This is a genomic window from Nostoc sp. (assembly GCF_054880495.1).
The window spans coordinates 1-26,426 of record NZ_JBTYKD010000096.1 but is presented as its reverse complement, the minus strand read 5'-3'; the positions used below and the strand labels follow the sequence as shown (position 1 = coordinate 26,426).

General features: G+C 42.8%; 27 protein-coding genes and 2 pseudogenes. 12 read left to right on the top strand and 17 right to left on the bottom strand.

Translation table 11 applies throughout. From position 1 onward, the window contains the following. Positions 1-38 precede the first annotated feature (38 nt). The 9 genes from ACYTXL_RS11125 to surE all read right to left on the bottom strand — a co-directional run bounded on the left by ACYTXL_RS11125 (position 39) and on the right by surE (position 9,405). Entirely contained in the window at positions 39-227 is a 189-nt protein-coding gene (locus ACYTXL_RS11125; RefSeq protein ID WP_461924790.1) for a prevent-host-death family protein, read from the bottom strand. A gap of 106 nt (positions 228-333) precedes the next feature. Beyond that, positions 334-3,126: a preprotein translocase subunit SecA gene (gene secA, locus ACYTXL_RS11120; RefSeq protein ID WP_461924789.1), complete on the bottom strand. Its 2,793-nt coding sequence runs from the start codon at positions 3,124-3,126 to the stop codon at positions 334-336. Between the two features lie 661 nt (positions 3,127-3,787). After that, complete coding sequence (locus tag ACYTXL_RS11115) at positions 3,788-4,360, bottom strand: cytochrome C (protein WP_461924788.1); 573 nt, start codon at positions 4,358-4,360, stop codon at positions 3,788-3,790. 186 nt (positions 4,361-4,546) lie between these two features. After that, positions 4,547-4,675: a hypothetical protein gene (locus ACYTXL_RS11110; protein WP_461924787.1), complete on the bottom strand. Its 129-nt coding sequence runs from the start codon at positions 4,673-4,675 to the stop codon at positions 4,547-4,549. A gap of 142 nt (positions 4,676-4,817) precedes the next feature. Continuing rightward, positions 4,818-5,726: an AAA family ATPase gene (locus tag ACYTXL_RS11105; protein ID WP_461924786.1), complete on the bottom strand. Its 909-nt coding sequence runs from the start codon at positions 5,724-5,726 to the stop codon at positions 4,818-4,820. Between the two features lie 109 nt (positions 5,727-5,835). Continuing rightward, positions 5,836-6,873, bottom strand: coding sequence for a bifunctional riboflavin kinase/FAD synthetase (locus ACYTXL_RS11100; protein ID WP_461924785.1), 1,038 nt, complete (start codon positions 6,871-6,873; stop codon positions 5,836-5,838). 184 nt (positions 6,874-7,057) lie between these two features. Further along, positions 7,058-7,384 (bottom strand): hypothetical protein, encoded by a 327-nt coding sequence (locus ACYTXL_RS11095; RefSeq protein ID WP_461924784.1) that lies wholly within the window; start codon positions 7,382-7,384, stop codon positions 7,058-7,060. Between the two features lie 40 nt (positions 7,385-7,424). After that, the gene (locus ACYTXL_RS11090; RefSeq protein ID WP_461924783.1) at positions 7,425-8,321 is read right to left on the bottom strand and encodes an MBL fold metallo-hydrolase; all 897 of its coding nucleotides are present in this window, start codon (positions 8,319-8,321) and stop codon (positions 7,425-7,427) included. Positions 8,322-8,607: 286 nt separating this feature from the next. Then, complete coding sequence (gene surE / locus ACYTXL_RS11085; RefSeq protein WP_461924799.1) at positions 8,608-9,405, bottom strand: 5'/3'-nucleotidase SurE; 798 nt, start codon at positions 9,403-9,405, stop codon at positions 8,608-8,610. A gap of 850 nt (positions 9,406-10,255) precedes the next feature. Here surE and pheS point away from each other — a divergent pair. Together pheS and ACYTXL_RS11075 are read left to right on the top strand one after the other, a co-directional pair. After that, complete coding sequence (gene pheS, locus ACYTXL_RS11080) at positions 10,256-11,248, top strand: phenylalanine--tRNA ligase subunit alpha (RefSeq protein WP_461924782.1); 993 nt, start codon at positions 10,256-10,258, stop codon at positions 11,246-11,248. Positions 11,249-11,292: 44 nt separating this feature from the next. Continuing rightward, a complete protein-coding gene (locus ACYTXL_RS11075; RefSeq protein ID WP_461924781.1) occupies positions 11,293-11,454 on the top strand; it encodes a hypothetical protein in 162 nt (53 codons plus the stop codon). Between the two features lie 415 nt (positions 11,455-11,869). On the opposite strand, the gene ACYTXL_RS11070 is transcribed toward ACYTXL_RS11075, so the two are convergent. The 5 genes from ACYTXL_RS11070 to ACYTXL_RS11050 are packed head-to-tail and all read right to left on the bottom strand — an operon-like array spanning position 11,870 to position 17,782. Then, complete coding sequence (locus ACYTXL_RS11070) at positions 11,870-12,712, bottom strand: CheR family methyltransferase (protein WP_461924780.1); 843 nt, start codon at positions 12,710-12,712, stop codon at positions 11,870-11,872. Further along, positions 12,712-13,785, bottom strand: a complete 1,074-nt coding sequence (locus tag ACYTXL_RS11065) for a protein-glutamate methylesterase/protein-glutamine glutaminase (RefSeq protein ID WP_461922672.1) — start codon at positions 13,783-13,785, stop codon at positions 12,712-12,714. Before ACYTXL_RS11065 ends, ACYTXL_RS11070 begins: the two co-directional genes overlap by 1 nt. A 31-nt stretch (positions 13,786-13,816) precedes the next feature. After that, the gene (locus ACYTXL_RS11060; protein WP_461924779.1) at positions 13,817-15,115 is read right to left on the bottom strand and encodes a methyl-accepting chemotaxis protein; all 1,299 of its coding nucleotides are present in this window, start codon (positions 15,113-15,115) and stop codon (positions 13,817-13,819) included. A 17-nt stretch (positions 15,116-15,132) separates the two neighbouring features. Continuing rightward, positions 15,133-15,603 (bottom strand): chemotaxis protein CheW, encoded by a 471-nt coding sequence (locus tag ACYTXL_RS11055; protein WP_461924778.1) that lies wholly within the window; start codon positions 15,601-15,603, stop codon positions 15,133-15,135. Continuing rightward, positions 15,596-17,782 (bottom strand): chemotaxis protein CheW, encoded by a 2,187-nt coding sequence (locus ACYTXL_RS11050; RefSeq protein ID WP_461924777.1) that lies wholly within the window; start codon positions 17,780-17,782, stop codon positions 15,596-15,598. Before ACYTXL_RS11050 ends, ACYTXL_RS11055 begins: the two co-directional genes overlap by 8 nt. 137 nt (positions 17,783-17,919) lie before the next feature. Between ACYTXL_RS11050 and ACYTXL_RS11045 the strand changes: the two genes are divergently transcribed. After that, positions 17,920-18,057 carry an IS1/IS1595 family N-terminal zinc-binding domain-containing protein gene (locus ACYTXL_RS11045; RefSeq protein WP_461924776.1) on the top strand — a complete coding sequence of 46 codons (138 nt, stop codon included), beginning with the start codon at positions 17,920-17,922 and terminating at the stop codon, positions 18,055-18,057. Between the two features lie 363 nt (positions 18,058-18,420). Here the strand turns inward: ACYTXL_RS11045 and ACYTXL_RS11040 are convergent, their stop codons facing one another. Continuing rightward, entirely contained in the window at positions 18,421-18,549 is a 129-nt protein-coding gene (locus tag ACYTXL_RS11040; protein ID WP_461924775.1) for a hypothetical protein, read from the bottom strand. A gap of 320 nt (positions 18,550-18,869) precedes the next feature. Here ACYTXL_RS11040 and ACYTXL_RS11035 point away from each other — a divergent pair. The 5 genes and pseudogenes from ACYTXL_RS11035 to ACYTXL_RS11015 form a co-directional block, all read left to right on the top strand. After that, a pseudogene (locus ACYTXL_RS11035) lies at positions 18,870-19,136 on the top strand (transposase); the annotation flags it as partial. Beyond that, positions 19,126-19,560 carry a response regulator gene (locus ACYTXL_RS11030; RefSeq protein WP_461924774.1) on the top strand — a complete coding sequence of 145 codons (435 nt, stop codon included), beginning with the start codon at positions 19,126-19,128 and terminating at the stop codon, positions 19,558-19,560. The pseudogene ACYTXL_RS11035 and the gene ACYTXL_RS11030, both read left to right, overlap by 11 nt. 6 nt (positions 19,561-19,566) lie before the next feature. Further along, a complete protein-coding gene (locus ACYTXL_RS11025) occupies positions 19,567-20,172 on the top strand; it encodes a chemotaxis protein CheX (protein WP_461924773.1) in 606 nt (201 codons plus the stop codon). Positions 20,173-20,242: 70 nt separating this feature from the next. Then, positions 20,243-21,859: a hybrid sensor histidine kinase/response regulator gene (locus ACYTXL_RS11020; protein WP_461924772.1), complete on the top strand. Its 1,617-nt coding sequence runs from the start codon at positions 20,243-20,245 to the stop codon at positions 21,857-21,859. Between the two features lie 350 nt (positions 21,860-22,209). Continuing rightward, positions 22,210-22,422, top strand: a complete 213-nt coding sequence (locus ACYTXL_RS11015; RefSeq protein WP_461924771.1) for a tetratricopeptide repeat protein — start codon at positions 22,210-22,212, stop codon at positions 22,420-22,422. A 189-nt stretch (positions 22,423-22,611) separates the two neighbouring features. Here the strand turns inward: ACYTXL_RS11015 and ACYTXL_RS11010 are convergent, their stop codons facing one another. Then, complete coding sequence (locus tag ACYTXL_RS11010; RefSeq protein WP_461924770.1) at positions 22,612-24,192, bottom strand: tetratricopeptide repeat protein; 1,581 nt, start codon at positions 24,190-24,192, stop codon at positions 22,612-22,614. A gap of 342 nt (positions 24,193-24,534) precedes the next feature. Here ACYTXL_RS11010 and ACYTXL_RS11005 point away from each other — a divergent pair, with 342 nt between their 5' ends. The 3 genes and pseudogenes from ACYTXL_RS11005 (at position 24,535) to ACYTXL_RS10995 (ending at position 25,879) form a co-directional block, all read left to right on the top strand. Then, positions 24,535-24,819 carry a type II toxin-antitoxin system RelE/ParE family toxin gene (locus ACYTXL_RS11005; RefSeq protein ID WP_461924769.1) on the top strand — a complete coding sequence of 95 codons (285 nt, stop codon included), beginning with the start codon at positions 24,535-24,537 and terminating at the stop codon, positions 24,817-24,819. Between the two features lie 76 nt (positions 24,820-24,895). Beyond that, a pseudogene (locus ACYTXL_RS11000) lies at positions 24,896-25,493 on the top strand (Uma2 family endonuclease). A gap of 35 nt (positions 25,494-25,528) precedes the next feature. Further along, a complete protein-coding gene (locus ACYTXL_RS10995; RefSeq protein ID WP_461924768.1) occupies positions 25,529-25,879 on the top strand; it encodes a DUF4926 domain-containing protein in 351 nt (116 codons plus the stop codon). On the opposite strand, the gene ACYTXL_RS10990 is transcribed toward ACYTXL_RS10995, so the two are convergent. Beyond that, a complete protein-coding gene (locus ACYTXL_RS10990; protein WP_461924767.1) occupies positions 25,853-25,975 on the bottom strand; it encodes a hypothetical protein in 123 nt (40 codons plus the stop codon). The genes ACYTXL_RS10995 and ACYTXL_RS10990 overlap by 27 nt on opposite strands. Positions 25,976-26,081: 106 nt before the next feature. On the opposite strand from ACYTXL_RS10990, the gene ACYTXL_RS10985 reads away from it, so the two are divergent. Next, positions 26,082-26,357, top strand: coding sequence for a DUF433 domain-containing protein (locus ACYTXL_RS10985; protein WP_461924766.1), 276 nt, complete (start codon positions 26,082-26,084; stop codon positions 26,355-26,357). Positions 26,358-26,426: the final 69 nt, after the last annotated feature.

The following is a 26,426-nucleotide window of genomic DNA, read 5'->3' as shown; positions in this document are numbered from 1 at the left end:
ATGTGATAATGCCTAAATGTGTATTTTTCCCATTATATCTAATGTTTTAAATCACAAGAATTCCAAAATTCCTCTTTTAAGAACCCCTTAAGTTTTTGATCCTCAGCCACAGAAAGCACAACTACTAAATGTTGATCGTGACGTTGAATAGTTATTAGTTCTGTGTGAGGTTGATCTAAAAATTTTGCAAAATTATGTTTTGCTTCTGTAGCAGAAAGGTAAATCATAATATACCTTCTTCCCTCTTCTCTTAACTCAAAGGGACTAATGATATAAAACAAAGACGCAAAAACGCCTCTGCGCCTCTGCGTCTCTGCATGAGATATTCGCTACTTACACCATCTCAGACGAAGCCTGCATCATCTGCTGCGGCTGCGGCTGGAACATGAACAACGAGTACACCACATCTCGGCGAATGTTAACCATCATATCCAAGAAGAGTTCGTAACCCTCGCTCTTATATTCAATCAACGGATCTTTTTGCCCGTAACCACGCAATCCTACCGATTCGCGCAAGGCATCCATTTGTTGGAGGTGTTCCCGCCACAGAGTATCAATGCGTTGCAAGATAAAAAAGCGTTCAGCTTGGCGCATCAGTCCGGGTTGAACTTGGTCAATCTGCGCTTCTTTGAGGTCGTAAGCAATTCGCACCTGTTCGTGCAGGAAAGCTTTAATCTCACTAACAGACATATCCTCTAATTGATTTGGCTGCAAATCCGCTAGCAGATAGACGAATTCTTTGACTTTCTCAACCAACTTTTCTAACTCCCACTCTTCCGAGGGCAATTCTACGTTGATGTAGTAATCAACGATGTCATCCATCGTTTTTTCCGCGTACTTGATTACCTGCTCTTTCAAGTCTTGACCTTCTAACACTCGGCGGCGTTCGGCATAAATAGCACGACGTTGATTATTCATCACCTCGTCATATTCAAACACCTGCTTCCGAATGTCGTAGTAGTAAGTTTCAACTTTTTTCTGTGCGCCTTCCAAACTACGGGTAAGCATCCCAGATTCGATGGGCATATCTTCTTCCACTTGGAAGGCATTCATTAACCCAGCAACGCGCTCGCCACCAAAAATCCGTAGTAGGTTATCCTCTAAACTGAGGAAGAATCTGGTTGTTCCAGGGTCGCCTTGTCTTCCTGCACGTCCGCGCAACTGGTTGTCAATCCGCCGCGATTCGTGGCGTTCTGTACCAATTACGTGCAAACCGCCGATTTCCACTACTTCATTGTGTTCGCGGGTAGTAAATTGTTCGTATTCCTGCTTAATGCGGTTGTAAGATTCCCGCAATTTCTGAATCACGGGGTCGTCGATGGGAGCTTTTTCTGCGGCGATCGCTACCTTGTCTTCTGCTTCCAGTTCCGGTAAACTGCGATCGCCATATTCACGCACCGCAATTTCTACTGCTTCTTTAAGTAGTTTCTCCGTTTCTTTTGTCAACTGGGTGGGGAAAATTTCTGGTGAAGCCCGCCAACTTTTGACTTTTTTACCAGGGGCAAACCCTTGGCCACTGCCGTGTCCTGTAGGTAATCCGGCTGGTCTTTGCACGCCAAAGCTGTCTTCTGACTCTGGCATGACGATTCGGGGCATGAAGTATTCCCGCAGCTTCAGACGCGCCATATATTCCGAGTTACCACCCAGAATAATATCAGTACCTCTACCAGCCATATTAGTAGCAATGGTAACAGCACCCTTGCGTCCGGCTTGGGCGACGATTTCTGCTTCACGCTCGACGTTTTCCGGTCGGGCGTTGAGTAATTCGTGGGGAATTTCCAGCTGCTTCAGCAGTCGGCTGAGAAGTTCGGATTTTTCTACACTAGTGGTTCCTACTAATACAGGTCTGCCAAGTTCGTGCATTTCGGCACATTCTTTAGCGATCGCCCCCCACTTGCCGGGTTCTGTCTTAAAGACCATATCAGACAAGTCTTCGCGTCTTCTGGCTTGATTGGTGGGAATTACCGCAACTTCCAGTTTGTAAATTTTTTCAAATTCTGGTTCTTCTGTTTTTGCTGTTCCGGTCATTCCACCGAGTTTTGGATACAGCAAAAACATATTTTGATAAGTGATTGTCGCTAGAGTTTGAGTTTCTGGCTGAATTTCTTCGTGTTCTTTGGCTTCAATAGCCTGGTGTAATCCATCACTCCAACGCCGTCCGGGTAGCACGCGACCGGTAAATTCATCCACAATTACCACTTCCCCATTGCGGACGATGTAATTTACGTCCTTGAGAAAAAGTTCTTTGGCTTTAATCGCATTGAAAACGAAGTGCGCCCAAGGATCTTCCGGGTCAAATAAATCTGTGACTCCCAAAAGATTTTCCGATTCAGCAAAGCCTTCATCTGTCAATAGCACGTTACGAGCTTTTTCATCCACATCGTAATGCTCGTCTTTTTTGAGTGTGAAGGCGATTTCGGCGGCTTGCAGATACTTTTCTGTAGGTCTTTCCACCTGCCCAGAAATAATCAGTGGTGTCCGCGCTTCATCAATTAAAATCGAGTCTACCTCGTCAATCACACAATAATTGAAGGGGCGTTGCACCACATCTGCCATTGATGTCGCCATATTATCGCGCAGGTAGTCAAACCCGATCTCACTGTTGGTGACATAAGTAATATCGCAGTCGTAATTTTTCTGGCGTTCGCTGGGATTCATGCTTGCCTGGATTAGCCCCACACTCAGCCCCAAGAATCGATGCACCTGTCCCATCCATTCCGCATCCCGACGAGCCAGGTAATCGTTCACGGTGATGACGTGTACACCTTTACCAGTGAGGGCATTCAGATAACTCGGCAAAGTGGCGACCAATGTTTTACCCTCGCCGGTTTTCATTTCGGCAATTTGCCCTACATGCAAAATGATCCCGCCAAGGAGTTGGACATCAAAGTGCCGCAAGCCTAAAACTCGTCGTCCTGCTTCCCGGACAACGGCGTAAGCTTCTGGCAATAGGTCATCCAGAGTTTCGCCTTTGGCAACCCGTTGTTTAAATTCGGCGGTTTTACCTTTTAACTCATCATCGGAAAGAACCTTAATGTCTTCCTCTAAAAGGTTAATTTCAGTAACAGAAGGTTGGTATTTTTTAAGCTTACGAGCGTTGGGGTCGCCCAACAAAAGTTTTAGCATGGCAGATTATAGAACTGAATCAAGGGGGATGGGAATTAAAGGTTCAGCATTGATTATAAACATTTAACCCAGCCCAACCGTTTCGGTCGTGGATGGGTGTGAAATGAGAATTACCTCAAAAACAGGAGAAAAACGAGCCAATCATTTAAAAAAGTGATTGGTTTTAACTCTTATCTCATATTTACTCTTTCTTCATAGTATCATTTTGCCCCCAGATGAGGCCAGAGAAGGAGTGGGAGAATAGAGTCAGGAGTTATTGTCAACTTAACGTGAAAGTTAGTAAGCGAGAATTCTTTAACTCGTTTTAACTCGTTCCCAGTCTCAGACTGGGAATGCTTCTCACTGAGGCTCTGCCTCCCTTACTCGCGCCAAAGTCGCAATGATCAGCATTTCCAGAACTCCTAAATAAGTTGGCGTGAAAAAACCTAAGTATGTTACGAAACGTAAATAGGCTTAAAGCCCTTACTAATGAACAATACTTCGATTCTTCTCTACGAGACCCTTCTCTACGAGACGCTGCGCGAACGGCAAGCTCAGGGCACGCGCTCGCTACGCGTAGCTTGCTTCCCGAAGGGTACGGCAAAGCTCAGGGCAACGCATCGCTCAGTACAAATGACAGCGTTCACCAGTTAGCTTTAATTGCGCCGATCTACTTAACTCTTCACTTCCACTCTGCTGTCAGGCGGCGGAAATTGTAATCACTAGCACTGGGATGACAGCTGACACAACTGCCAATCTGGACGGGACGTGGTAACTTAACTCCTGGATGCAAAGCTTTGAAATAACGCGAGTTGTTGACGCGATAGGCTGTTTCTTCGTCGTCTACCTGGACACGGGAGAAAGTCGAAAGATATTTCCATACTAAGATACGTTGCGGATCGACTAAAGGCTTGAGTTGTGCGCCGTAGTGCTGGGAGTCTTGCAGAAGATTTTTCCAAGTTTGGGTGGGCAAAACGGCTGGTGGTAAGCCGATGTGGCATGTGGAGCAGTTTTCTAAATACAGTTCTTGCCCTAATTGGTACTGTGCAGGTACTACGTCAACAGTGCCAATTTCGGCGGAGGGAGTAGCACTTTGGGCGTTAGTTGCTAAGGCTAGAAGCCAGCCCATAGCTAGGCTCCACGTTACAATTACCAGAAGTAAACCGAAAAATTGGCGTTTGAATTCATATTCGGCACTTTGCTGTAGCGATCGCATTTGGCGCTCGCGGGTTTTGCGCTTAACAAAAATTGACATTCCTCACATTCCCAGATATTCAGAAGTGGCGCTTGTGCTAATCATAAGACTTACGCAGTATTAGCAGTGTTTGGTGATTTAGCGTAAGTATTTTTGGCAACCAACGCATCTTTGATATCCTCAACAGTAATATAAATGTTTATTCAGCGCACCACTGACTAGACAAGGAAAAATATCCTGGCAGCTTTAACCTGACTCACTAGAAAAATCAGCTAAAATATCTCGGATTTCATTTACACCAATATCTTCTCGGTCAGACTTGGAATAAATCGTTAGTAGCAAAATACTTGTAGGTGACTCAACTTGATAAATCATCGCTATCCAGCACTCTTACCTTTTTGGATACTACTGTTACGAACTCTCAGCTTGTAAATAATATACTGCTCACCAATGCCCGGAATGCGTAGGCGTAGCCCGCCGTAGGCATCGCCGACAACATTTGTCTATCTTTTTTACCTTAAGGAATAGAAACCGATCGCAATAATCGCTCAACAATAGTTCTAGCATTGCGTCCTCCTCTAGCAATCAGGCGATGGCAAAGAACGTGAGGGACGAGAAATTTCACATCATCGGGAATAGCATAATCACGCCCTAAGAGAAAAGCTAGCGCTTTGGCAGCCCGTTGTAATGCTAATGTGCCACGCGGACTGACACCAAGGGCGATTTCCTCATCTTGCCGTGTTGCTCGCACCAATTCGAGGATGTACTGTTGCAAGGAAGTAGCCACTTTTACTTGAGAGCAGAGGTAACGTAATTCCTGTACTTCTGCCAAGGTAATACAAGGCTGCAAATCAGCAACTTTCACACCATTTTGGAGATTTTGCAGCATCTGGAGTTCTTCTGCCTCGGAAGGATAGCCCAAACTCAGCGACAACATAAACCGATCCATTTGCGCTTCCGGCAGAGGAAAAGTACCTTGATACTCGATAGGGTTTTGAGTGGCAATCACAAAGAAGGGCTGGGGAACTGCACGAGAGACACCATCGACTGTCACCTGATGTTCTTCCATAACTTCCAGTAAAGCTGACTGAGTGCGGGGTGTAGCGCGATTAATTTCGTCAGTTAACAGCACATTAGCAAAGACTGGCCCAGGAAGAAAAGTAAATTCGCCGCTTTTTGGGTTCCAAATGTTAGTACCAGTGATGTCAGTTGGCAGTAAATCAGGGGTACATTGTAGCCGTTGAAACTTGCCATCTACTGAACGAGCTAAGGATTTAGCGAGCAGGGTTTTACCAACACCAGGGACATCTTCTAGGAGGGCATGACCACCACCTAGCAGGGCGACTAGCACTAAGCGTATTGCCTCAGTTTTGCCAACGATGGTAAGAGCTAGATTTTGTGTTAAGGCGTCAATTTTTTCTCTCATGCAATGCCGGGAGTGGGGGGATGAGGGAGATGAGGGGGATGAGGGAGACAAGGGAAGAGTTTTCCCAATGCCCCATGCTCCATGCCCCATGTCCTATATATTGTTCCCACTAAACACTCAAAACTTCTCTAGCAACAACGCAGTCAAGTTGAATTTGTGTTTTCAGGGCTTCTAGATAAGGGAATTTTTGTTCAGGGCGCAAAAATTTAACTAGCTGCACAACTAGTTTTTTGCCATACAAATCACCAGACCAATCGAGCAGATGTACTTCTGCAGATGAATAAGTACCATTTACAGTTGGGCGATTACCGATATTCATTACACCCAAGCTCTCACTAGGAGTGACATCTGATGTTTCACCGAAAGTGAAAACGCGGACAGCGTAAACTCCTTGGCGGGGCAAAAACTTTTCTTTTGGTAGTTGGAGGTTGGCGGTGGGAAAGCCAATCGTTCTGCCCAATTGTTGACCTTGAACGACTTCACCAAGGAGGGTGTAAGGGCGTCCTAGTAGGAGATTTGCGTTTTCGATGTCGCCGTGCTCAAGGGTTTGGCGGATTAATGAAGTGCTAATGCGGAGATGCTGAGGCGGAGGAGTATTGAGGCAACTGCTTTCGGTGGGCGAGTTACCTGTATAAGTTTGTAAGGGAACGATGGTAACGGGGATATTGTACTTGGCGGCGATTAATTGCAAATCTTTAGCAGTACCACTGCGCTTTTCGCCAAAACAAAAATCCTGCCCGATGCTAATTCGTTGGCATCGCAGTTGTTGCACAAGAATTTTTCCGACGAATTCTTCGGGGGTCAAAGCAGATAGTTCTTTGTCAAAGGATAGTAGTACTAGTTGTTCTACCCCAAGCGATCGCAATTGTTGGACTTTTTCATCCAGTGGCGTTAATAAAGTCCGGGGTTGCCCCGTAAAAAACTCGTGTGGATGGGGGTCAAAGGTGACAACTGTTGAATAGATATATTCTCTATTTGTTAGTTGTTGATTTTCGTTTGACTGCGGACTACTAGCTACTGACAAGTGACTACCAGCGTGCAAGACTGGTTGAATTACCCTTTGATGACCAAGATGAACACCATCAAACTTGCCAAGGGCAACAGCAGTCGGCGTTAGCAGTTCTTCGCTTGAAGAAGCAACCCACACAGAACACCCATTTTGAGACAAATTTCGCACGTGGATTCTGAGAGTTTAGGTTTATTTTAGCTATCAGCAGAAAGCTACCTGATGGTAAACCGCTTTCAGGAGAACAGCTTTTATAGATGGCCTGAACTTTCACCAACTGCCCATGAGGTCTTGTGCAATCAGCCAGGGTGTTGATGACACCCTTTTAGCTATCAGCCAAAAGCCTAACCCACGGGAAGTTGCCTAAGATGGTATCTTGGGTATCAGCTTGACAGCTAATTGCTAAGTCCAGATAACCCCAAATACCAGAGCTAAAAAGCTCTAGTTCAGTGTTAAGACTGCAACGAGGTTTTACCCTTCGATCAGCCTCAATAGAGGGCATCTGTGGATGTCTGGGCTGTGTTGGTGAATCTATAAAGTATGTCCTCCTATTATCGCCCTGATCCTGTCGTCGGCGCTCTGACAACTCTGGGCAAGGCTGTCTCACCGTGCAGCCAACAGGTACGCTCTCCTGCTGAAAGCTTCTGATCACCAATCTAATCTAAAATCTCCAATTACTGCGATCGCAATCTTTAGACAGAAGACTTTCTAACAGGAAAAGATTCTGATAATGAAACTGAGGTGGGAACCTCAAGTACCATTCCTTCCCGTGACATAATCGCCCCAGGAAATTTTGCAGCAGCTTGTACCCCTACACAATCTAAAAAGTCGTCATCGTGTGCGGGGTCGTGGTGATAAATCACTAGAGTTTTGACATTAGCAGCTTGCGCCACTTTTACAGCTTCTTGCCAGGTAGAATGTCCCCAGCCAATTTTCGGGGATGTTGGGGAGTGATATTCCTGGTCAGTGTAGGTAGAATCGTAAATCAGAATGTCGGCATTATGAGCTAGCCACAGCACATTGTCATCGAGTCGGTCGGGAAAATGTTCGGTATCAGTAATATAAGCAGCAGTGCCACCACGCCAGTTGACGCGGTATCCTACGGCTTCACCTGGATGATTTAAAGGTGCTGTTTCCAGGGTAAGGTCATCGATGTGGATTGGTTGCCCTGGTCGAATGTCGTAGAAATTTAAATTGGCTTGCATAATCTGCAAGGGTACGGGAAAGTTTGGGTGTAACATCTGATCATTGAGGCGCTGTTCTATGGTAGAACCATCAGGTGCGATCGCGCCGTAAATATGAAAGTCATTCCCCTTCACAAACCCTGGAGTAAAGAAGGGAAAACCCTGCATATGATCCCAGTGAGAGTGGGTAAAAAATATATGAGCTTCTAACGGCATTTGGCGCAACAAAGATTGCCCCAAAACGTGTAGTCCCGTGCCAGCATCGAAAATTAAGCGTTTATCGCCCGCTTGCATTGATATGCAAGGGGTATTACCGCCGTAACGAACGGTGTGTGGACCTGGACTGGGGATGCTGCCGCGAACGCCCCAAAATTGTACGGTAAATTGGTTCTCTATCCTAGACATGAGTGTTGCTTGCTGGACTGAGCGGGCGATAAGAGAAAAAATTGTTACTTATTTTGTCTAAGTTTATGCTGTCTCACCGATTTAGTAAGAGGGAGGATTTCTTGATAAAACAGCATATCCTGTTTCTGGCTGATTGTGTAAATGTGGATAAGATACTCTCAGGGAGAATTTTCAAGTTTTTGGGGTCAATGTGTATCGTTTATTTCAAGAATGTCCCTACGTTATAGCCTACATTTTTTTGTGATGCATTTAAATAACCCCAATTTTGTCTTGATAAATCAATGATTCACGGAAACTTGAATTCCCACTCAGACAATTTATCCAGTCCATCCGCGTAGGTTAGATTGTATTGTAACGGCGTTATACTGATGTAGTTTTTACGTATAACCTCCACGTCTGTAGGTACATTTTGAGGCAGATTTAATCCGGTTAGGGGTTCCACATCCTCAATTACCTCTCCGGTTAACCAGTAGTACGTTTTCCCACGAGGATCAACTCGTTTGTCAAACACATCAATGTAATGCCGCAGTCCTTGACGGGTAAGAGTAACTCCGGCAATTTCTTCCCAGTTGAGGGCAGGAATATTGACGTTGAGCAACATTAAACCTGGCAGAGGTTTTTGGGCTAACTGATCTACGAGAATTTTGGCAAACTTAGCAGCAGGTTTAAAGTCTTTAGATGTGTGACTAGTAAGACTTAGCGCTACACTGGGAATGCCTTCAATTAGACCTTCCATCGCCGCAGAAACAGTGCCGGAATACAAAATTTCAGTTCCCAAATTCGCACCTTGATTAATGCCAGAGAGAACCAAATCGGGGCGAGTCGAGAGCAAAGCCCACAGCGCCAATTTAACGCAATCAGAAGGCGTACCATCGCAAGCCCAAGCTTTGACAGCAGGATGAAAAATCTCTTCAACAATTTCGGCGCGAATTGGTTGGTGTAAAGTTAACCCATGTCCAGTTGCCGATCGCTCGCGATCTGGGCAAACTACACTCACATCATGACCTGCCTCTGCCAAGTAGTTGGCTAGGGTACGAATCCCTAAGGCAGAAATGCCGTCATCGTTGCTAATTAGTAATTTCATAGTCATTGATCATTGGTTATTAGTTATTAGTTATTTGTTATTAGCCATTTGTCAATGTCGCAGGTCACAAACAGCAAAAAAACATATATACTCACTAGTACCGCAAGGCGGAAGTTTGCCTACCTTTAACACTTGTCGTTACCCACATTTTTGTAACAGTCAAAGTGTGGCGCAGACAGGCAACCCCGCCTAGAACTTAAGTTCTAGGCTAATAGCTCAAGTCCACTAAGCGTGGACTGAAATTTTCCCTTTCACTGAGTCTAGCTATGTACATCGCTTCAAATCTTCTATTTAGTCCTCTTGAGAGGACTTTAGCTATTAGCCTCGGAATTTATTCCCAGGCGGGATGGCAACGAAGCAGAAGATTTATAAAGATGTTGGTAATGACAAGACCTTTAACAAGGGGCTTAAGCCCCAAGTCTTGTTAATTGAGATGTTAGCTGGATTTATGCCAAGCTATACTAGCCAAATCGTCTCTAAGTAAGTGAGAATAAATCAAAGTAGATTAAGTAATGTAAAAAATCTTGAGATGAGTTCGTAGTGTTCGCGTAGCGCGATGCCCTGAGCTTGCCGTTCGCGCAGCGTCTCGTAGAGAAGGGTCTCGTAGAGAAGGGTCTCGTTCGTAGAGAAGGGTCTCGTAGAGAGGGCTATCCTGCGGGAACGCTTTGCGAACAGCCCTCAAATTAGGACTAAAGTCCTTACTACAAACCTTGAATTATTCACGCCGCTCTAGTTAACTGATAAACAGAGGTTTGGTTTCGACCCTTCAATTTTTCGGTAAGTTTATTTATCGAGCAGTTCCCAGCTTTTGACTATAAACTAATGACTAATAACTAATGACTAATGACTAATGACTAGCAATTTAGAAGCTCAACTTTTAGCACTGCGGCAGTCAGGAGAGAAAGCGATCGCAGCCGCCGACACCCTAGAACGTCTGGAAGAACTCAGGGTTAACTATCTGGGTAAGAAAGGGGAACTGGGGGCACTGTTGCGAAGTATGGGGAGCCTTAGCGCAGAGGAACGACCGATAATTGGTGCGATCGCTAATACAGTCAAAGAATCCCTGCAAACTAGTTTAGACCAGCAACGCACCGCCCTGGAATCTGCACAAATTCAAGCTTTGCTAGAGGCGGAAACTCTGGATGTAACTATGCCAGGAATTTACAGCCCCCAAGGTCGCATTCATCCCCTCAATGGTATTATCGACCGGGCGCTGGATATCTTTGTTGGTATGGGTTATACCGTGGCTCAAGGGCCAGAGATGGAAACAGATTATTATAATTTCGAGGCTCTCAATACCCCACCTGACCACCCCGCCCGAGATATGCAGGATACCTTCTACCTGCCAGATGGTAATCTTTTACGTACTCATACCTCGTCAGTGCAAATTCGTTACATGGAAAGAGAAGAACCACCGATTCGAGTTGTGGCTCCAGGGCGAGTTTATCGGCGAGATAATGTAGACGCGACTCACTCAGCAGTTTTCCATCAAATAGAACTTTTAGCCATTGATGAGGGACTAACTTTTACAGACCTAAAAGGCACAATTAAGGTATTTTTACAAGCAATATTTGGCGATTTACCAATTCGCTTCCGCGCCAGTTATTTCCCGTTTACCGAACCCTCGGCTGAGGTGGATTTGCAGTGGAATGGGCGCTGGCTGGAGGTGATGGGCTGCGGTATGGTCGATCCAAATGTACTTAAGTCTGTGGGTTATGATCCAGAAATTTATACAGGGTTTGCTGCCGGTTTTGGTGTAGAACGCTTTGCAATGGTGTTACATCAAATCGATGATATTCGTCGTTTATATGCTAGCGATTTGCGGTTTTTGCAGCAATTTTAGGCATACGTAATAGTTATGTACTGCAAGCAAGGTAAGAATAAATAATGACCTCAGTTTTCAGGTTAGATCAAGTTCTAGAAAGCATCGAAGATTTATCAGTAGATGAACAAGAAACACTAATTGATCTGATACGTCATCGGCTGGCAGAACGGCGGTGTGATGCAATTGCTGCTAATATCGCTCAAGCACAGATATATAGTCACTGAAACTTATGAGCTAGGAGTTAAACTGACAAAAGAAGCTATGTCAAAAGTTGAGAGGCAAATCAAGCGTTTGACTGATTCAACTCATGAAACTTTCCCGGATTTAGGGAAATGGTTTATTGATATTTCCTATCAAGCAACATAGGTTGAAAAAATAGTTATTAAAGTTTTATCTAACAATATAGCAGTTATCGATTGGATGAGAATACCAAAGTCCTTACTGTAAAATCATTTCAGGCAAGTTTTTGTATCTCACTCAACTGCATACCGCTATAATTAATAATAGTACATCATTAAATAGCACTCTTCAGCCCAGGAAAGTGCAGACTTTTCATGTGTATTTGAGGAGTGTTGGGTTGCTGTTAGTAACCCAATACTCCCCCCTTGTAATGATTATCATTTTTATTAGCTGTATATTTTATTTCCTGGAAGTCCCCAATTGATAGCAGATACCCTTGTTAAATGAAACCTGCTTGAATGAGCCATCCAGGTTGATAGTCGTCTCAGCGCTACCGAGAAACAGGTAGCCATCTGTTCTTAATTGCTGTTTTACCTTTCTTAGCAAGACTTTCTTGGTCGCTAGATCATAGTAGATTAAAACATTGCGTAAAAAGATCACGTCGATTTCGGGAAGGGATGACCAAGATTGCATCAGGTTGATCTGACGAAACTCTACCATCTGGCGAATTTCGGACTTTATTTGCCAGTCACTATCTAGCCGATGAAAGTACTTGTCACGGAGATTTTCAGATAGTCCGCGGTTAATTTCAAGTTGGTTATAATGCCCTTTTTGGGCGCGTGCTAATACCTTGGTGGAAAAATCGCTAGCAATTAGCCTTATAGACCAATTGGTAAGTAAGGGAAAATGTTCACGAATTAGCATAGCGATGCTGTAGGGTTCTTGTCCATTAGAGCAAGCAGCACACCAAATGTTTAGCGATCGCTCAATGGCTCGTTTTTTGATTAACTCTGGTAGTATGTATTGTCTCAGTGCTTCAAAAGGGTAATGATCTCGAAAGAATGAGGTTTCATTAGTGACTAACGCCTCGATTGTCTGCACATGAAGATTGTTAAAGGGTTGAGTGCGTAGATATGTCACCAGTTCAGCAATTAAAGCGAATCCTGCTGATTCTGCAATTGGCTGTAAATGTAGCTCCGCCAGATAGCTTTTATCAGCAGACAACACAACCGCTGAATGCTCACGAACTAATTGACGAAGATACTCAAAATCATTGGTGCTTACACCCTTAGTCTGTTCCATTACAGACCTGAAATAGGAATTTGATTGTCACGAATTCGGCGCATAATTTCACTTGCCATTTGGTCAAGGGTGACAATTTGATCGGCAAGTCCAGCATTAACTACAAAACTAGGCATCCCCCACACTACGCTACTAGCTTTGTCTTGTGCTAGCACTTGTCCACCCGCCTCGCGGATACACTTACAGCCATGTAACCCATCTTGCCCCATACCTGTAAGGATGACTGCGATCGCTCCGGCACCATAAACTTCTGCCACCGAGCGGAACAGAACATCTACTGAAGGACGACAGGAATTTTCGCTCGGTGCTTGATGAGTAGCAAGTCGAACTACACCTTTGTCGCGTTGCACAACCAAATGAAAATCTCCCGGTGCAATCCAAGCTTGTCCAGGTTCTAATACCACTCCGGGAACCGCTTCATTCACTGGGATTTGGCATTTAGAAGATAATCGTTCAGCTAATAGTTTCGTAAACATGGGGGGCATGTGTTGCACAATCAAAATGGGAACTGATAAATCGGCTGGAAGCTCTCTAAGCAATACACTCAGGGCATTAGGCCCTCCAGTAGAAACCCCAATTGCTACAACGTCTACCCGCTTTGGATTGGTGTAAAGGGGAAAAACAATTGAATGAGCAACCGTGCTTGGTGTCGGAAATAGAGTAGTTCCTGCACCAAATACTTTGATTTTGGGAATTAAATCCGCTTGAATATGTTGATTTATCGCCTCTACACTTCCTAAATTACTGGGTTTTGTGGCATAATCTGAAGCCCCTAAAGAGAGAGCTTCGAGTGTTGCGATCGCTCCAGTCCGTGTAGAGGTACTGAACATAATCACTCGTAGGTGGGGATAGATTTGTCGAATCGCACAGAGAGTTTGTAAACCATCCATTTCTGGCATTTCGATATCCAGGATCACAATATCGGGGTTGACCTGGGGAATTTTGGCAAGGGCAATGCGACCGTTAGCAGCGACTCCTACTACTTCTAGTTCTGGATCGATAGACAAAATCTTACTGATTCGGCTCCGAACTACTACCGCGTCATCAACAACTAGTACCCGGATCTTGGGCATTGGGGATTGGGGATTGGGGACACTGAAAAAACTAATATATGAACTGGCTAACGACTTTCTGCAAATCTACTGCCATACGCGATAATTCTGTGGCTGCCTGTAACGTATTACTTGTACCAATCGTTGTACTTTGAGTATTCAATGCGACAACTGCGATATTTTTGGCAATATCAGATGTCCCTCTGGCTGCTTCAGCAATATTGCGGCTAATTTCATTTGTCGTTGCTGTTTGCTCTTCAATAGCACTAGCGATTGTGCTTTGAAAGTCGTTGATTTGATTGATAATATCAGTAATCTGAGTAATGGCTTGAACCGCAGCTTTTGTATCTGTCTGAATCGCTTCAATGCGCTGGCTAATATCTTCAGTGGCATTTGCTGTTTGTTTGGCTAATTCTTTTACTTCGTTTGCGACTACAGCAAATCCTCTTCCGGCATCTCCGGCTCTTGCGGCCTCAATTGTAGCATTGAGCGCCAGCAAGTTTGTTTGCCCAGCGATCGCAGTAATAACTTTAATTACTTTGCCAATTTCAATGCTGCTTTGACCAAGTTTATTAATTGTTTCATTGGTGCGGTCAGCAGTTTTAACTGCTTGAGTCGTGATTTTTGCCCCTTCTATGACGGTCTTAGCAATTTCTTGAATGCTGGCATTCATCTGCTCTACCGCAGTCAAAATTGTACTGCTATTTTGGCTCACCTGTTCGGCGGAGCTAGATGCAGAGGTTGCCTGTTCAGCAGTTTGTTCGGCATTTTGAGTCATTTCTTTGCTGACTGCGGTCAATTCTTCTGATGAAGACGCAACTGCCGTCGCCACCTCTGCCATCTGTCTGATTGAAGATCTCAAGCTGCTAATCATTTGATTGGCATTATCTGTGAGTTGCTTAAAATCTCCAGCATTGCTTTCCTCAATTTGTTTGGCTAAATTTCCTTGGGCAACGACAAGGGTTACTTCATTAATACTTTTGATCTGCTCTCTTAAATTTGTAGACATTTGGTTGAAGTTATCAAGCAATTCTTGCCAACTCCCCTCTGCTTCTTTGACGACGGCTTGAGAGCCAAGCTTCCCTTCAGTACTAATTTCGGCTGCCAAGCGAGAAACTTCTTGGGCAAAGTTTTGGTTTAAACTTACCAATTCATTAAAAACTAAGACAATTTCACCTAGTTCATTATTCTCAACAGGTAAACGGACGCTAAGATCACCATTTTTTACAGATTTCAGTGCTAATAGTAACGTTTGTAGTTGCTCTTTTGTTACACCGTCATCCGGTGAAGCTACACTATCCTCTGAGGAAGATTTAGAGTTGGCTGTTTTTGCAGCCCGATTCATAGTCATTGCAAGGCGCTCCTCAATTACTCGGTAACGTGATTTATCAAATTAACATTTAGAATTTTTTCGGCATCTAAAACTAGCAGAAATCCATCTGGGAGAGGGTAAACCCCTGCTAGCATCCAACGAATTTTACCTTTTAAGGTTGTAGGTGGGGGTTGAAACGTCTCCTGTGTAAACTCTAAGACATCACCAACATTATCGACGAGCAGACTGACCACTTCATCCTCAAAACGGACAATAATATTAAATCCCTGCGGCCCATCTACAAGTTTTATATTTGATTCTGTCTGCGGGTCACTCATCTCTAATCGCCGTTGCAAATCGATTACAGTAATAATTTGTCCACGTAAATTAATTAAGCCACAGATATCTGGTGGGGCTAAAGGTATACGAGTTATTGCTTGTGGGCGAATCACTTCTTCAACGTGTAGCACGTTAATACCAAAATAAACTCCTTTGAGGAAAAATGTACAAATTTGTTGTTCAGCCATTAGTAATTAATTGCAGCAAATGAGGGTTAGCAATGCGAATTACAGCCTCAATATCAAGGATTTCTGTAATTTGACCCTGAAATACAGCGCACAAAAGCACACCTGGTCTACTAGAGACACCTGTAATTGTCAATGGTTCTTCTACAATGTCAAGAATCCGCTCAACCACTAGCCCAACGCTGAGTTCTGAGGAGGGGGAGACAATGACTATCTGGAGAGTCTCTGCAACAGTTGCCTTAGTCCGATCATGGAGGTCATTCTCATAACTCTGGGAAAATACTTTGTTCAGGTCAATTAGCGGCAACACTTTACCATAAGACTGCACTACATACTGATTACCCACTTTCTCTACCGCAGAGCAAAGAATCTCTTCGAGCCGAAAGGCAATGGCCAATAGAATGCCCATACGAGCGCCTTCGGGCCCCTCAAACAATAATATTGTTTGACGAGCGATAACTTGGTCTTGGTCTTTTATAGCGTTTTCAATCAATAACTGCTGCTTTTGTTTTGCGGTTACACCAGATCGGTTTGCCAGACCAACAACATCAATAATTAATGTAACTGTGCCATCCCCTAGAATAGTTGCTCCGGCAAATAAAGATTGCGCCTTTAACTGTTTTCCTAAAGGTTTAACCATAATGTCTTGGATGTCTTCAATTGTGTCCACAACTAATCCAAATTGATAGTTATCAACTTGCACAATTACTAGATTGAACATTTCCAATTTGGGAACACTATTGGGTATTTCTAATACTTGATTTAAATCAACTAATGGTATAAGAGTGTTCCGCAAGCGATACACAGGTACATCGTAAAACATCTCAATCTGATTAACTGCCTGTGCTTCTAGGCGTACTAGCTCTTGTATACTTGCTTGGGGAATAGCATAGTGATCGCTGCCACTGGTGACGATTAATGCTGGAATAATTGCTAAGGTCAGCGGAATCTTAATTTTGAATGTCGTTCCTTGTCCTTTCTGGCTATGAATTTCAATCGTGCCGTTAATTTTATCAATATTACTCTTGACAATATCCATCCCGACTCCACGCCCAGAAAGGTTTGTCACCTGTTCTGAAGAAGAGAAGCCGGGTAAGAAAATTAAGTTTATCGCCTCCGACTCACTCATGGACGCGGCTTCTACGGCACTCACTAAACCAAGTTGCTGCCCTCGCCTTTTGAGTTTTTCCAAATCCAGACCACGACCATCATCCCCAATTTCAATATTGACTTTGCCCCTTTCATGAAAAGCTCTTAAAAATAGCCGTCCGACAGATGACTTTCCACAAGCAGTCCGCTCGGATGGTAACTCAATGCCATGATCTATACAGTTGCGTACTAAGTGAGTCAAGGGGTCTTTAATCGCTTCAATAATGCTTTTATCCAGTTCAGTATCTATTCCCTCCATGTCAACCTTAACTTGTTTACCGGAAGCGATCGCCAAATCGCGCGTTACGCGAGGAAACTTTTGCCAAATGGTACTAATTGATTGCAGCCGAGTTTTCACGATCTCTTCCTGCAACTGGGATGTCAGAAGACTAAGGTGTTGGCAAGTAGCAGCAAAGCTACTATCCTTAAACTTTGTACTAAATCCGATCACCTGATTACGGGTTAAAACGAGTTCACCCACGAGGTTCATCACCTGATCTAGCAGGTTAACATTGACTCGGATCTGAGAAGATTCTGATGCTGCTAGGGTTGAAACTTCAGGTAATTCGTGATTGAGATGTTTAGTATCTGGGTTTACGTGTGACGCTTGCGGATTAACAGCAGGTGCTATCATCGGCTGCTCAGTTGACTGCAATTGAGTTAAACTCGTAATCAGTGCTGAATAATCGCAATCGCCCTCATGCCTCGTTGCTTCAATTTGGGACAGAATCTGCCGAATGCTGTCAAGTATTTGCAGTAACGTATTGATGATCGTTGGGGTAATTGCTAGCTGGCGATTGCGTAAAGACGAGAGCAAATTTTCTCCAGCATGAGCAAGTGATTCCAATTTGGGAAACGGTAAAAAGCCGCAGTTTCCTTTAATTGTGTGGAGTGACCGATAAATGCGAACTACGGCTTCTCTTTGTTCTGATACTTTCTCGATAGAAATAATATCTTGTTCAATTTGATTCAGATTTTCATAGCTGTCAATCAGGAATGCTTCTATATCATCGTTAATTTCAGTTAACTCCATTGCCTTTTCGGTGAAAAACTAGATGCTTTGTGTTCATGGTAATTTAATTTTAAATTTCAGCAATATACCGCTTTCAAATAATGTTTATATTTCTCATGCTGAAAAGATAATGTTATTTTAATGGTAAAGTAATAAATATGCAATGTCCTTGTTGCTATTCAACTCAAACTTTCAAGAATGGTTTTCGGAAAGGGAGACAATGTTACAAATGTAAACAATGTGGTCGTCAGTTCCTCGAATCTTACCAAGTTTGGCGCTACTCAACTGGAGTTTAGACTAGTTCCCGGTGCGAAACTCAGAAGGCTCATTCTATAAAGCCTAAAAACCAAGGTTTTAGTTCCTGGAAACATCTTAAATCCGTATCCTTATTTTTTGGAAATTTAGTTTCGCACCAAGAACTAGACTAGTTCCCGGTGCGAAACTCAGAAGGCTCATTCTATAAAGCCTAAAAACCAAGGTTTTAGTTCCTGGAAACATCTTAAATCCGTATCCTTATTTTTTGGAAATTTAGTTTCGCACCAAGAACTAGACTAAGCCATGCAAAATGACCCAGCAGGGCTGAGTTAATCAGAGACTTAGTGAAATTATCAATAATCTTGAGTATTAAACTGCAATTGATGGTTCTTTGCGTGGTCGTGTTACAGTTTTTCTAACAATCGGGCATCGGTTTTACGGTGACGCTTTTTTGCTGGTTGCCAACCAGGGGACTTTCCACGAGGTTTGGGTGGAGAGGTGGGAGTACCAATCGCCGCGAAAACTCCACCCAAGGCTTATCGCAACTCTTCACGGGAAATAAAGGTTTGGGGCAGTTACGCGATTAAATTGACATTTATACAATTACCGTACTTATACTGAAGTTTTCCTGACTTAGCAAAGCTAGCTTGTAGCGAGTGATATATCGATTACTACCTTTATCACCAGCATATTAGCTCAGGACAATATGTCTTCAGTAAGTATCTTTACTGGTGCTTGTGGAAATAACAGTTCTGCAACATCTGCTCCGCGTATAAATTGCATACAATAATATTGATATAAGTTATATTAAGCGGTGCTATGCCTGCCAAAGATTTCTTGAGCTTAGAGAAAAAGCAGCATCTGCAAGCGTAGAGATATCTGTGCCGAAATCGAGAAAAATTTACCAAATCTTATTTTAGATTATTTACCCGCTTCTAGTCCTGACTATAATCTCATTGAATTGGTCTGGCATTTTTGTAAAGAATATATAGCACATCAACTATTCCAGTCAGTATCCGAGCTAAAATCTCTGTTAGATAGATTGCTAAATGATGGAGAACTCATTGTTAAATGGGGACGAAAGATAAAAAACAAAGGAAATTCTATTTGTGCAATTTAAAAGCGCGACAGCTTATCAATCAACAATTATTGAGCTAAAACATAAAAGGGCAGAGAGAATGACATTGATTTTGATTATTGATGATGCAGCCTTTTCTCGCAGAATGATCCGGAAGTATTTGCAAGTTGATGGTTACGAAATTATAGAAGCAACTAATGGGCGTGAGGGATTAGAATTAGTTCACCAGCGCAAACCAAATTGTGTATTAGCGGATCTACTCATGCCAGACATGAATGGGTTTGAATTTCTGCAAGCTTTACAAGATGAAGAATTAAAAATTCCCACAATTATCATCTCAGCCGATATCCAAGAAGGGGCACGCAATCAAAGTTATAGTCTTGGGGCTATTAACTTTATTAATAAGCCACCAAAAGAAAATGAATTGCGAAAGGCAGTCCAGCAAGTTGTTAATACTAAGGAATAAGTTTTGATGAATGTAACAGCAGAACAACTGGATGCACTTCAAGAGTTGATTAATATTGGAATTGGTCGAGCTGCAAGTCTACTGAATGAGATGGTAGACTCTCACATTGGTCTCAAAATTCCATTTGTGAAAATATTAACTGCTACTGAAGCCTATCAGGAATTTGCAACACGATTCCATGATGACAGTTTGGCATCTGTAAGACTAGGCTTTACAGGTTCTTTTTCTGGTGCTGCGGGCTTGATTTTTCCTACTGACAGTGCATCATCACTAGTTGCAGTCCTTACAGGTGAAGAACCAGGATCGGCTGATCTAGATGCCGTGAAAATTGGTACTCTGAGCGAAATTGGTAACATTGTGATCAATGGGGTAATGGGTTCACTCAGTAATGTGCTAAAGCAGCATGTGAACTATACATTACCTGTTTATTTAGAAGATACAATTGAAAACTTATTATTATCTACTTATGAAAGCGATTCCAAAATATTGCTAGCACAAGCTCGATTCGTAATTGAACAGTTAGAAATTATTGGAGATATTATTTTAATCTTTCACGTAGGTACATTTGATGCGCTCATCAATGCAATTAATGATGAAATTGCAGTCATGTGATCTAGAAAACTTCCTAACCTAGCTAGATAAAAATATTTAAATCTTCTGCTCAAATCCTGACGATGAAACAATGAATATCATAAAAAAAGCTCATGAACAATTTAGCCTTTTAGATAAAATTCCTTTAGGAGCTTTTGTTCTACAGTCAGATTACATTGTTTTATTCTGGAACTGCTGCTTAGAGGAATGGACAAAAATTTCCCGAAGTCAAATTTTAGGAAATTCTCTTCATGAATATTTTCCTCATTTGAATCAGCCTCGTTACACTAGTCGTTTAGATCAAATTTTTCAAGGCGGGCCTCCCACAATCTTTTCTTCTCAATTGCATAAATATGTTATTCCTATACCGCTATCTAAAAATAAATATCGCATTCAGCAGACAACTGTAACTGCTGTGCCTGCAATGGACGGAAATAGGTTTTATGCCCTTTTCTCAATTGAGGATTTCACAGATTTAACTTTTCGAGTTCAGGAATATAAAAACTTACGAGATCAAGCACTAGCAGTGGCGGAAGAACGCCAGAAAGCACAACAAGCAGCTGAAGTAGCAAACCGCATCAAAGATGAATTTCTGGCAATTGTTTCTCATGAACTTCGTTCCCCTCTTAATCCCATTTTGGGTTGGGCAAAGCTACTAAAAAACCGCTCATTAAACGAAGCTACTACTGTGCGCGCCCTTGAGACAATCGAACGAAATGCTGTACTACAGGCTCAGTTGATTGAAGACCTATTGGATATCTCCCGCATTCTCCGGGGCAAGCTAGCACTTAATTTAGAAACTGTTGATCTTGCTTTTACTATTGAAGCTGCTTTAGAGACAGTGCATTTGGCAGCAGAAGCAAAGTCTATTCAAATTAGTCTTTATCTAGATATAGAAATTAGACCAATTAAGGGTGATGGTAGTCGTCTTCAACAAGTTGTTTGGAATTTACTCTCTAACGCCATTAAATTCACACCAGCCGGTGGAAAAGTCGAAGTCTACTTAGAACAGATTGATTCTCAGATACAACTGAGAGTCTGTGATACGGGTAAAGGTATTAATCCTGATTTTCTGCCACACGTATTCGAGTATTTCCGTCAGGCAGATAGTAGTACAAGCCGAAGTTCTGGCGGATTAGGACTTGGTTTGGCGATTGTACGCCAACTTGTCGAGTTGCATGGTGGTAGAGTTTGGGCACAAAGCCCTGGCGAGGGACAAGGCGCGACATTTACAGTTTGCCTACCAGTGGTTCAACAGGGTCTGGAATTCAAAATTGAAGATCAGAACATATCTGACGATTCCTATCCATTCTGCATGCTTCATGCTCCACTAGAAGGGGTACGGTTATTAGTTGTGGATGATGATGCTGATACGCGCGAGTTTCTTGTTTTCCTATTGGAACAGCAGGGCGCAATCGTGACGAGCGCAGCATCCGCCAGCGAAGCACTTGTTATAATAGCACAGTCAAAACCCGATTTGCTGTTGAGCGATTTGGGTATGCCAGAAGTTGATGGCTACGCTTTGATCAAAAAATTACGAGCAATGCCTGCTAATCAAGGTGGACAGATTCCCGCCATCGCTCTAACTGCTTACGCCGCAGAAACTACACAAAAACAGGTTTTAACCGCTGGATTTCAACTTCATATCACTAAACCAGCCGACCCCTCAAAATTAGTAGCTGCAATTGCAGCACTTGTTGAGGACTAACTGCTTAATCAAAATGCACCCATCTATAAGTTTGACGTAGTTTAGCGCATCTTACAGCAGTTTTCATGTATTTGAACCACATCTGTCGTAGGGGCACAGCAATGCTGTGCCCCTACCGCGTGGTCTATTTACCTGAAAATAGCTGTAATACAGAATTGGTATAACTCTCTAGTTAACACACCAACTAGAGATTTTTTCATATATAGCGGCTGCCATAATGGTTAGGACAAGTCTGCTATGGATAGCTGTGACAGCCGCTCTCTTAGGGTTTGCGAATGTCCTAAGCTGTCTGTCTACTGCTATAACAACGCATTCTGTTACTTAGTTATGAAAAATACACTTATTTTAGTATGATATACTTTGTAATTAATTCTGTCCGACTACTTATCGCCACCATTTACCACCACCTAGCTGCCCTTTACTCAAAACAAGGACGGTACAGTCAAGCGGAACCACTGTCTAAAAAAGCATTAGAACTCAGGCAAAGGCTGCTGGGAGAAGAGCATCTTGATGTCGCCACTATCCGTGAAAATCTGAAATCCTTGCGCGATAATTACGCTTAACGCCAGTGTAGTAAAAAATTATAAAATATTGTGTATATTTCTCGTTCGGTGCGACCTTCGGCGACCATGACGGTAGCTGGCAAATCGGTTGTGGATAAACTCTTAGGCATTTAAATAATCTAAATTCACCTGTTTTAATCATACTCAATCGCTTGATTGAGTATGATTAATCAATGATTAGTTTCTGCATTAACTATCGAAAAATCCATCTGGTACAAGCGCAGCTAAATCAATCTCATCTCTACGACGTATCTGCTTAATTTTCTCAAGAGCAGCTTGGTATTTGTCTGTATTGCCTTGTTTTTGAAAGAGGTTAGCTGCTGTTTGTAAATCATCAATTGCTAAGTTGTCATCTCTTAAATTAGCACGGACAAGACCTCGATTATAGTAAGCTTGAGCATAGTGAGGATTGAGACGAATTGCTTGATTATAATCTTCAATAGCACCTTTTGCGTCATCGGAACGATAACGGGTGATAGCTCGATGATAGTAAGCCTCAGCCAAATTAGGGTTTAGATGTAAGGCTTGGTTATAATCTTCAATAGCACCTTTGACGTCACCGGAATCATTACGGGCATTACCGCGTTTAATGTAAGCTTGAGCATAGTGAGGATTAAGACGAATAACTTGGCTAAAATCTTCAATCGCAGATTTCAAATCTCCGGAACGATAACGGGTAATACCGCGATTATGGTAAGCCTCAAACAAGTTAGGGTTTATACGTAAGGCTTGGTTATAATCTTCAATAGCACCTTTGACGTCACCGGAATCATCACGGGCATTACCGCGTTCAGTGTAAGCTTCAGCATAGTTAGGGTCAAGACGGATAGCTTGGTTGTAATCCTCAATTGCACCCTTTAAGTCACCAGAATCATTGCGAGCATTACCACGTCCAACATAAGCACCAGCATAGTTAGGGTTAAAACGGAGAGCTTGGTTATCATCTTCGATAGCGGCTTTCAAATCACCGGAACGATAACGGGTAATAGCTCGATGATAGTAAGCCTCAGCCAACTTAGGGTTTAGATGTAAGGCTTGGTTATAATCTTCAATAGCACCTTTGACGTCACCGGAATCATTACGAGCATTACCGCGTTTAATGTAAGCTTGAGCATAGTGAGGATTAAGACGAATAACTTGGCTAAAATCTTCAATCGCAGATTTCAAATCTCCGGAACGATAACGGGTAATACCGCGATTATGGTAAGCCTCAAACAAGTTAGGGTTTATACGTAAGGCTTGGTTATAATCTTCAATAGCACCTTTAACGTCACCGGAATCATCACGGGCATTACCGCGATTATGGTAAGCTTCAGCATAGTTAGGGTGAAGACGGATAGCTTGGTTGTAATCCTCAATTGCACCTTTTAAGTCACCATAATCATTGCGAGCATTACCACGTCCAACATAAGCACCAGCATAGTTAGGGTTAAGACGGAGAGCTTGGTTATAATCTTCGATAGCGGCTTTCAAATCACCGGAACGATAACGAGCAAAACCTCGCCCAAAATAAGCTTCAGCGTAGTTAGGATTAAGACGAAGAGTTTGGTCAAAATTCTCAATAGCACCTTTAATATTGCCTGAGTTGGCAAGGTTTTGACCTTGCTTTAAATAGAATTGAGCATCTTGAGCTTTTTTGATTTGTGCTAAAAGCGTAGTCAACTCTGGTTTGACTTTTGTTTTAGTCAGGTTGTGTTCGGCTGCCGCTGTGGGGCTTTCGACTATTACTCCCAACGCTAAAATTGCAACAATCGCTTTTAACCCTTTCATAAAAGAGAAATTATTGATTTGGACGTAACTGAATAGCCATATACTACAATATACTACATAGGTCAAGGAATAATGAAAACCATTACCGTGCAATAGATGGGCATGAAACCGAGATCCGTGTAATTTCCTGCAAGATGGTCTGAAAAATCTTGCCCTGCATAGGTTTGAAAATTTGCTACATCAGAGTCAAAAAAGCCGTGTTCGGTAATGGACTTCCAACTAAAAAAATATCCCATCGCTGGGTAGCAGGGAGAAGGGAGAAGACAACAAAATATTATCTGAGTAAATTGGATAATTTATTTTCTGGAAGTCCCTTACTCAAATAATGGATGAGTTACGCAAGTGAGAACTGTAGTTCTGGCATCATCGTTTAAACGAGCATTTAAACGATTGGTAAGACGAGAGCCAGAATTACAAGAGCTAATTGAAGAGCGGTTAGCATTACTAACCGCCGATCCATTGGATCCACTGTTACAGACCCATAAGCTTAAAGGCAAACTGTCTGGAGCTTCTGCGTGTTCAGTTGACTATGATTGTCGCATTGTCTTTAACTTTGTGCAAAATCTAGAATCTGGTGAAGAGGAAATTTTGCTAATTGATATCGGCACTCATGATGAAGTTTACTAAGTTTTCAGTTTCCGAAGTCAACGAGATCATACCAGATTTAGGTAAACTATTAGTACTGAAATCTCCTTTAGGTGATATGACTGCAATCACTGGCAAAGGTCTAACGCTTGAGGAATATTTGAAGTATGACGATCGCACGGATAGCCAATATGATCTGGTGGCAGGTGAGTTAGTTGCAATCACGCTCGAAAATCCAAAAAATGTCCAGATATCTCTCTTTTTGCTGGTAAATTTCCTCAAGTTTATTCCGCTTAATCGGTTAAGTAACAAAGTTGAAATTGTTGTTGCTGGTTCTTGTGCAACAACTCGCATTCCTGACTTAGTTGTGCTGACGGATGAACTTGCAACAGCCTTAGAAGCTGCAACGCGCTCCACAATCACGCTGGATATGCCACCTCCAGCATTAGTTGTTGAAGTTGTTTCTCCTGGCAAAGCTAACGAAGATCGGGACTATCGCTACAAACGTTCTGAGTATGCCGCAAGGGGAATTGCTGAATATTTGGATTGTTGACCCCCAAACAAATGCAGTTACCGTACTGATATTAGTTGACGGGTTTTATGAAGAAACCAGATTTGTCGGAAATAGTGCGATCGCTTCTACTATTTTCCCAGATTTACAGCTAACTGTAGAGCAAGTACTTAATGCTGGAGAAAGCAATATCTCGAACAGGTAAACGACCAGCGTCCTAGAGTAAAATGGAGCCAACTGATGAAAGTACAGCACCTCCTATTCTCTCAAGTTGCCTTAGCGCAGGACTTACCAGAATACAACCTGAAGCAAGGGAATGTTGCAACAATTGTGGAACATTACCCCATGCTTGAAGGGGAAGAAGACGGGTATAGTTTGGAAGGGTTTGATCTGCCTCATGTGACGATCGAAGTACCAGCATCTCAAATTATCCCCATTGCCCAATGGCAGCAAGAAGAAATGATTTTAGCCAAGTTATGCAGCTATTTGGAGCGAGGCTGTTGCAATTACAAGACTATCTCGATTTTCTCTTGCAAAAATAAGAGTCTGAGCATCAGAGTAGGTTCAAATTTTGAGACTTTCTTTAAGTAGTCCTGAATGATCTGGAATATCTGCCAAAGGTTCAAATCTCCCACCTAAATATTTCGTGAGAAACTCTTCTGCGTAGGCGTAGCCCGTCGTAGACATCGCATCCCTCAATTAAGCGATTTTCTAGTCTGGCAAACCAGCCTGCTGCTGACCAAAACTATTGGTAAACTAGAGGCAACGCTAGTTATGCTGAGTGATTCGTTCTATGTTTGCTGAAACCTCCTCGCGCTACGTTACCCATAACCCGGAAATTTTGAGTGGAGAGCCAATTATTATAGGTACTCGCACATCTGTTCGTGCCATTGTTGGTTTGTGGCGGTTGGGGATTATGCTAGAAGAAATCCTGAACCATTTGCCACATTTGACGGTGGCACAAGTGTTTGATGCCTTGAGTTTTTATCTCGATCATCAGGCGGAGATTAATGAATACATTGAGCGAAACCGAGTACCCGATGAATTACAGCAATTTTCAGGTAATTGAACCACAAACTGCGGTAGGCTGGGAAGGGAGTTATTGTTAGATCCGATGCCAATATCTTACTCAGGAGAT

What these genes read in the sequence shown, in the direction of transcription:
- ACYTXL_RS11125 (WP_461924790.1), bottom strand. Translation starts at nt 227, where the DNA reads ATGATTTACCTTTCTGCTACAGAAGCAAAACATAATTTTGCAAAATTT.
- secA (WP_461924789.1), bottom strand. Translation starts at nt 3,126, where the DNA reads ATGCTAAAACTTTTGTTGGGCGACCCCAACGCTCGTAAGCTTAAAAAA.
- ACYTXL_RS11115 (WP_461924788.1), bottom strand. Translation starts at nt 4,360, where the DNA reads ATGTCAATTTTTGTTAAGCGCAAAACCCGCGAGCGCCAAATGCGATCG.
- ACYTXL_RS11110 (WP_461924787.1), bottom strand. Translation starts at nt 4,675, where the DNA reads ATGATTTATCAAGTTGAGTCACCTACAAGTATTTTGCTACTAACGATT.
- ACYTXL_RS11105 (WP_461924786.1), bottom strand. Translation starts at nt 5,726, where the DNA reads ATGAGAGAAAAAATTGACGCCTTAACACAAAATCTAGCTCTTACCATC.
- ACYTXL_RS11090 (WP_461924783.1), bottom strand. Translation starts at nt 8,321, where the DNA reads ATGTCTAGGATAGAGAACCAATTTACCGTACAATTTTGGGGCGTTCGC.
- surE (WP_461924799.1), bottom strand. Translation starts at nt 9,405, where the DNA reads ATGAAATTACTAATTAGCAACGATGACGGCATTTCTGCCTTAGGGATT.
- pheS (WP_461924782.1), top strand. Translation starts at nt 10,256, where the DNA reads ATGACTAGCAATTTAGAAGCTCAACTTTTAGCACTGCGGCAGTCAGGA.
- ACYTXL_RS11075 (WP_461924781.1), top strand. Translation starts at nt 11,293, where the DNA reads ATGACCTCAGTTTTCAGGTTAGATCAAGTTCTAGAAAGCATCGAAGAT.
- ACYTXL_RS11070 (WP_461924780.1), bottom strand. Translation starts at nt 12,712, where the DNA reads ATGGAACAGACTAAGGGTGTAAGCACCAATGATTTTGAGTATCTTCGT.
- ACYTXL_RS11065 (WP_461922672.1), bottom strand. Translation starts at nt 13,785, where the DNA reads ATGCCCAAGATCCGGGTACTAGTTGTTGATGACGCGGTAGTAGTTCGG.
- ACYTXL_RS11060 (WP_461924779.1), bottom strand. Translation starts at nt 15,115, where the DNA reads ATGACTATGAATCGGGCTGCAAAAACAGCCAACTCTAAATCTTCCTCA.
- ACYTXL_RS11055 (WP_461924778.1), bottom strand. Translation starts at nt 15,603, where the DNA reads ATGGCTGAACAACAAATTTGTACATTTTTCCTCAAAGGAGTTTATTTT.
- ACYTXL_RS11050 (WP_461924777.1), bottom strand. Translation starts at nt 17,782, where the DNA reads ATGGAGTTAACTGAAATTAACGATGATATAGAAGCATTCCTGATTGAC.
- ACYTXL_RS11045 (WP_461924776.1), top strand. Translation starts at nt 17,920, where the DNA reads ATGCAATGTCCTTGTTGCTATTCAACTCAAACTTTCAAGAATGGTTTT.
- ACYTXL_RS11025 (WP_461924773.1), top strand. Translation starts at nt 19,567, where the DNA reads ATGAATGTAACAGCAGAACAACTGGATGCACTTCAAGAGTTGATTAAT.
- ACYTXL_RS11020 (WP_461924772.1), top strand. Translation starts at nt 20,243, where the DNA reads ATGAATATCATAAAAAAAGCTCATGAACAATTTAGCCTTTTAGATAAA.
- ACYTXL_RS11015 (WP_461924771.1), top strand. Translation starts at nt 22,210, where the DNA reads ATGATATACTTTGTAATTAATTCTGTCCGACTACTTATCGCCACCATT.
- ACYTXL_RS11010 (WP_461924770.1), bottom strand. Translation starts at nt 24,192, where the DNA reads ATGAAAGGGTTAAAAGCGATTGTTGCAATTTTAGCGTTGGGAGTAATA.
- ACYTXL_RS10995 (WP_461924768.1), top strand. Translation starts at nt 25,529, where the DNA reads ATGAAAGTACAGCACCTCCTATTCTCTCAAGTTGCCTTAGCGCAGGAC.
- ACYTXL_RS10990 (WP_461924767.1), bottom strand. Translation starts at nt 25,975, where the DNA reads ATGTCTACGACGGGCTACGCCTACGCAGAAGAGTTTCTCACGAAATAT.
- ACYTXL_RS10985 (WP_461924766.1), top strand. Translation starts at nt 26,082, where the DNA reads ATGTTTGCTGAAACCTCCTCGCGCTACGTTACCCATAACCCGGAAATT.